The 6,630-nt window shown below is 44.4% G+C and carries 2 protein-coding genes and 2 rRNA genes (1 of these 4 running past the window's edge); 2 read left to right on the plus strand and 2 right to left on the minus strand.

Annotation, left to right across the window (positions count from 1 at the left end):
* Positions 1 to 435: 435 nt before the first annotated feature.
* Both ACG1BZ_RS17105 and ACG1BZ_RS17110 read left to right on the plus strand, forming a co-directional pair.
* Entirely contained in the window at positions 436 to 1,578 is a 1,143-nt protein-coding gene (locus ACG1BZ_RS17105) for an SDR family oxidoreductase (protein WP_413662878.1), read from the plus strand.
* Between the two features lie 26 nt (positions 1,579 to 1,604).
* Complete coding sequence (locus ACG1BZ_RS17110; protein WP_413662879.1) at positions 1,605 to 2,720, plus strand: DUF3419 family protein; 1,116 nt, start codon at positions 1,605 to 1,607, stop codon at positions 2,718 to 2,720.
* 906 nt (positions 2,721 to 3,626) lie between these two features.
* On the opposite strand, the gene rrf is transcribed toward ACG1BZ_RS17110, so the two are convergent.
* Positions 3,627 to 3,742 (minus strand): 5S ribosomal RNA (rrf, locus tag ACG1BZ_RS17115).
* 203 nt (positions 3,743 to 3,945) lie between these two features.
* Positions 3,946 to 6,630 (minus strand): 23S ribosomal RNA (locus tag ACG1BZ_RS17120); it runs 197 nt beyond the window's last position.

Genomic DNA, 6,630 nt, shown 5'->3' on the forward strand with positions numbered 1-6,630 from the left:
AGAAGACGCTTTAGCGGAAGAATAAATTCAAGTCTCCAACAATGATGCCGGATCCGTTTATGACGGGGACAGTAAAAATAGAGAATCTACAGTCAATCTACGGCCAAATACTCAGATGTACTACAATTACTCAATGGTACTCTACTGAAAATCCATAGCTTGAGTTATTGGTACAACTTTCGCAATGGACGACATCACCATGATGCGACTACCACTTATTACCATCGTTTGACTTCACAGCGAGCCTATAGACCTTGTTAAATAGATGGATAGCTTAGTTGTGTTAATCATAAGCACCCTCAAGATACACCCGACACCAGACCAACTTTTTATATTCCACAGTAAAAAAGTAAAAGTGACTCTCAAGGAGAGTAATGCTTTTGGGCTAAAGAAACACACATCTAATTCACCACTATGACTGGTTCGTATGGATCAATGAAAGAAAACCAGCATACCTTTAAAAAATTATCAGAAATACAAGGCCTGAAAAGAATACAACTGGTTGTTGGTGGTCTTGGCTTTATAGGCCAGTACTTAACATGGGGACTATTACGAAAAGGTTTTAATGTAGTTTTAATTGCGCGAAATGATATTCATGATCGACTCGAACAACTAAAACAAAGAAATAGTTTTGTCAATCCTACTTACAAACTTTCGAAAAATGATTTCGACCGACTTATAATCATTTCAGGAGACTTGAACAGGCCAAAGCTCAGCTTAAGTTCTACGTCTTACAGACAACTACGCTCTCTACACATTGGTTCAATTTGGAATTGTGCAGCTGACATGCGCTATAGCTATAGCAACCTGCAACAAAGCATTAATACAAATATTAACGGTGTGGAACGATTAATAGAGGTTGCTGTAGCAGCAAAATGTCGGTTCAACCAAATATCAACCAGTTTTATTGCCGGTAAAGATCATGCCAGCGGAGTGACTGTAAAGGAAAAACTCTATCAACCTAAAGAATTTTTTAATGCCTATGATTACACCAAAAATGCAGCAGAGAATTTAATCGCAGAGTCCAAAAACCTGGAATACACCATCTATAGGCCAACTATTGTCCTAGGAGACTCGGTGACTGGCTACACAAACTCTCAGTCCGGTTACTATGAATATGTAAAACTGCTAAATAGACTAAAAGAACAGAATGTACAGACCCCCATTCACCTAAAATATCTTCCAAACTGCCTTATCAATGTCATTCCGGTTGACACTTGCTGTGATGCAATATTAAAGATTTCAAACAACCATAAACTCACAAAAAACCAATACTTTAATATTGCCGACTCTAACCCAATGACAATCGACGAATTCGTTAAGTTTAACCGCGATTACTTTGAGCTAGATTTAAGGCAAATTCAAGACAGCCACGTATTGTTAAGTAGCCTACCAGAAAAAGAAAGGCGGATACTTAAGATTATTAATAGAATGCAAAATGGACCATTTTTAAACAGCGACTTCAGGTTTTGCAGCGCAAATAGCCAAAGAGTCTTAGGTCACCCTGTTCAGAATCAATGGCGTAATAGCAAAAGTTATCTGACCAAAGTAGTGGACTATTTTTTAAATCAAACGTAACTAAATTCAGCCCGATCAGGTATGCCATGAACAAACCTAGTGACATATCACTTTCCCATTATGCAAACAGAATCAGTTACTCAGGGCCAAATGAAGATTCAAGATCAGAGCTTAAGGCTCTAAATATCAATGAAAATGATAGTATTTTATGTGTTACTGGCGGTGGAGATCGCGTCTTAAGCCTTCTACTGGGTAATCCCAAAAAAATAACCGCCATTGACTTGAATCACAGCCAAAACTATCTCTTGGAACTAAAAAAAATTGCCATCCAGAAATTAAATTATGAGGAATTTTTAAGGTTCTCAGGAATACTCCCATGCAAAAAGAGATTAAACACCTATGACAACATAAAACCCTCTTTATCAAAAAAGGCGGAATTATTTTGGTCAAACAACATAAATATTATTGAAAAAGGGTTTATTTATGAAGGCGCTTTCGAAAAGCACTTCAAGTTAATCAGTATGATAATTAAAGTTATTCGACCCAGCAAAATAAAAACTCTAACCCACCTAAAAAGCATTGAAGAGCAGCGTGAGTTTGTTAAAAACAAATGGAATACCCCAACCTGGAAAAAATTTTTGCATTTCCTTACCAACAAATATTTCTTCAGAACTTTCCTTAAAGATCCTGGGTTCTATGAACACATCCCACAAGAAGTGTCAATCTCTGAGTATTTATTAGGCAGAATGGACCACTCTCTAATGAACCACCTGGTTCTTGACAATTTCTTTATGACATTCCTGCTAACTGGAAAATACAATCCCGAACATGGAATGCCTTTATATTTGGAAAAAAATAACTACCCAGTAATTAAGGGGGCACTAGATAAAACAGCCATAGAAATAGTAACCTCACCGATAGAACAATATTTATACAAATGTAAAAATAAAATTGATAAATTCTCCATTTCTGACGTCTCAGCTTATCTTGATGAAGAGAGCTTTGTTTCCCTACTAAACGCAATATACTCAGCAGCTAGCGAAAACAGCATCCTCTGCATGCGCCATTTTATTACCAAAAGAACAATTCCTGACTCTATAAAAAATAAATTTTCTTTTAACCCAGTTCTTGAGGAAGAGCTCAATAATAGCGATATATCGTTTGTTTATAGTTTTAATGTTGGAGTGAAAAGAGGACACTAAATTACCTCACCAATGTACAGCTGTTACAGCAATTTAAATGACAGCTACCTTTAGGAATTCCTAATAGAAGACTTACAACGCTGCTAGCCAGCTAAGCTAGCGTACAGCGCAGGCACTAAAAAGGGCTACCCTTTAGACTGCCCGTTTTCGAATTAGAAGCCTGATAAACCACTATACCGGTTTAGACCACCACAGGCGCGGTTCACCTCCAATCCAGCGGGTAGGGCTGTCCCACACTACCCTATGGGCGCCTCCGGTGTTCCAAGCTGGCACGGCTCCGGGATCGCGCACGACTCACATGGCAGCGCAGGTGCTGCCCGGTAGTAAAAGTATTTCACCCTATCCAAACAACAGGGAAACTTGCAGGGGTTTTGTTTTACGCGGGTTTCCACAGTCTGGAGTTACTAACAGAAAGTCTGGATAGAGTTGTGCATAACTTTAATAAACGGGCTACAGGCCCCGTGGTTACAGGGGATTACTGCAGAGACTAAAAAATCACCGATATTTTTACCGGCTAAATTTAATTTTTGACGGGAGTGGTATGGGTACTTTTCTGGTTTTTGCGCGAGTTATTTTGTTGGATTATTTTTTGAGTGAGTGTAAAGGCGTTTGGAGAGAAGATCGGTAAAGACCTATTTTTATAGGCTTTTTAGGAGAGCGTCTGTTTAAGGTGCTCAGGTAGTTTTAGGTTTTTTTTAATTACTGACTGACTTTTTAAATAGAAAGTTGAGCATTAAAATTTTTCAGAGCTATTTTTATTTTTTCTATTTAATTTCGACTAAGTACTTTCTGCTTTCTCTCTCTTCCTTCCCTTTCTTATTTTTTTCTTTTGTTTTTTGCTTCTTTAAAGTATTTTCAGCCATAAAAAAAGGGCCACCCTATTGGGTGGCCCTTTTCGGATTAGAAGCCTGACGATGACCTACTCTCACATGGGGAAGCCCCACACTACCATCGGCGATGTTGCGTTTCACTTCTGAGTTCGGCAAGGGATCAGGTGGTTCCACAACTCTATTGTCGTCAGGCAAACTGGCTTGGGTTGGCGTTGGTCTTATAAGCAATGTGCTTGGCCTGCCGTGTTATCGCTGTTTGCCTCGGTCATATTGTTGACCGGCGATAACCCCAAATAAGTCGGTAAAACAATCTGTAGTAATACACCGCAAGCGATCGTATGTCTCTAACTCACAATCCGCTAGCTTAGCTAGTCGTTAGTAACCATCTCTGTTGTATGGTCAAGCCGCACGGGCAATTAGTACTGGTTAGCTCAACGCCTCACAACGCTTCCACACCCAGCCTATCAACGTGGTAGTCTTCCACGGCCCTTCAGGAGGCTCAAGGCCTCAGGGAGATCTTATCTTGAAGGAGGCTTCCCGCTTAGATGCTTTCAGCGGTTATCCCGTCCGAACATAGCTACCCGGCAATGCCACTGGCGTGACAACCGGAACACCAGAGGTTCGTTCACTCCGGTCCTCTCGTACTAGGAGCAACTCTTCTCAAATCTCCAACGCCCACGGCAGATAGGGACCGAACTGTCTCACGACGTTCTAAACCCAGCTCGCGTACCACTTTAAATGGCGAACAGCCATACCCTTGGGACCGGCTTCAGCCCCAGGATGTGATGAGCCGACATCGAGGTGCCAAACACCGCCGTCGATGTGAACTCTTGGGCGGTATCAGCCTGTTATCCCCGGAGTACCTTTTATCCGTTGAGCGATGGCCCTTCCATACAGAACCACCGGATCACTATGACCTACTTTCGTACCTGCTCGACATGTCTGTCTCGCAGTCAAGCGCACTTATACCATTATGCTCATTGCATGATTTCCGACCATGCTGAGTGCACCTTCGTACTCCTCCGTTACTCTTTGGGAGGAGACCGCCCCAGTCAAACTACCCACCATACACTGTCCTCGATCCGGATAACGGACCAGAGTTAGAACCTCAAACATACCAGGGTGGTATTTCAAGGACGGCTCCACAACAACTAGCGTCGCTGCTTCAAAGCCTCCCACCTATCCTACACAAATAGGCTCAAAGTTCAGTGCAAAGCTGTAGTAAAGGTTCACGGGGTCTTTCCGTCTAGCCGCGGGTACACTGCATCTTAACAGCGATTTCAATTTCACTGAGTCTCTGGTGGAGACAGCGTGGCCATCGTTACGCCATTCGTGCAGGTCGGAACTTACCCGACAAGGAATTTCGCTACCTTAGGACCGTTATAGTTACGGCCGCCGTTTACCGGGGCTTCGATCAAGAGCTTCGCCGAAGCTAACCCCATCAATTAACCTTCCGGCACCGGGCAGGCGTCACACCCTATACGTCCTCTTACGAGTTTGCAGAGTGCTATGTTTTTAATAAACAGTCGCAGCCACCTGGTCACTTCGACCGGCCTCAGCTTAGGGAGCAAGTCCCATCACCAAAACCGGCGTACCTTCTCCCGAAGTTACGGTACCATTTTGCCTAGTTCCTTCACCAGAGTTCTCTCAAGCGCCTTGGTATTCTCTACCTGACCACCTGTGTCGGTTTAGAGTACGATTCACTATTACCTGAAGCTTAGAAGTTTTTCCTGGAAGCAGGGCATCAACCACTTCACCCACTAAGTGGGCTTCGTCATCAGTTCTCAGCCTTAGGGACCCGGATTTGCCTAAGTCCCCAGCCTACAACCTTAAACATGGACAACCAATCGCCATGCCGGCCTAGCCTTCTCCGTCACTCCGTCGCAGTAATAGCGAGTACAGGAATATTAACCTGTTTCCCATCGACTACGGCTTTCGCCCTCGCCTTAGGGGTCGACTAACCCTGTCCCGATTAGCGTTGGACAGGAACCCTTGGTCTTCCGGCGGGGAGGTTTTTCACCTCCCTTATCGTTACTCATGTCAGCATTCGCACTTGTGATACCTCCAGCAGACCTCCCGATCCACCTTCAACGGCTTACACAACGCTCCTCTACCATGCTCCTAAGAGCATCCGCAGCTTCGGTTATCAGTTTGAGCCCCGGTATATCTTCCGCGCAGGCCGACTCGACTAGTGAGCTATTACGCTTTCTTTAAAGGATGGCTGCTTCTAAGCCAACCTCCTAGCTGTCTGGGCCTTCCCACATCGTTTCCCACTTAACTGATATTTGGGACCTTAGCTGGCGGTCTGGGTTGTTTCCCTTTCCACGACGGACGTTAGCACCCGCCGTGTGTCTCCCGCGATTGCACTCCTCGGTATTCGGAGTTTGCATGGGGTTGGTAAGTCGGGATGACCCCCTAGCCCAAACAGTGCTCTACCCCCGAGGGTGAGACGCGAGGCGCTACCTAAATAGCTTTCGAGGAGAACCAGCTATCTCCCGGCTTGATTAGCCTTTCACTCCGATCCACAGGTCATCCCCTAATTTTTCAACATTAGTGGGTTCGGTCCTCCAGTTGATGTTACTCAACCTTCAACCTGCCCATGGATAGATCGCCGGGTTTCGGGTCTATTGCCTGCAACTAAACGCCCTATTAAGACTCGATTTCTCTACGGCTCCCCTAAGCGGTTAACCTTGCTACAGACAATAAGTCGCTGACCCATTATACAAAAGGTACGCAGTCACCCCGAAGGGCTCCTACTGCTTGTACGTATACGGTTTCAGGTTCTATTTCACTCCCCTCTCCGGGGTTCTTTTCGCCTTTCCCTCACGGTACTGGTTCACTATCGGTCAGCTGGGAGTATTTAGCCTTGGAGGATGGTCCCCCCATATTCAGTCAAGATAACACGTGTCCCGACCTACTCGATTTCACTCTAAATGCCTTTTCGTGTACGGGGCTATCACCCTGTATCGCGGTACTTTCCAGAACCTTCCACTAAAACATAAAGAGCTTAAGGGCTAATCCCCGTTCGCTCGCCGCTACTAAGGGAATCTCGGTTGATTTCTTTTCCTCCGGGTACTTAG

The organism is Microbulbifer sp. CNSA002 (genome assembly GCF_047324085.1).
GTDB lineage: Bacteria > Pseudomonadota > Gammaproteobacteria > Pseudomonadales > Cellvibrionaceae > Microbulbifer.

What these genes read in the sequence shown, in the direction of transcription:
- ACG1BZ_RS17105 (WP_413662878.1), top strand. Translation starts at nt 436, where the DNA reads ATGAAAGAAAACCAGCATACCTTTAAAAAATTATCAGAAATACAAGGC.
- ACG1BZ_RS17110 (WP_413662879.1), top strand. Translation starts at nt 1,605, where the DNA reads ATGAACAAACCTAGTGACATATCACTTTCCCATTATGCAAACAGAATC.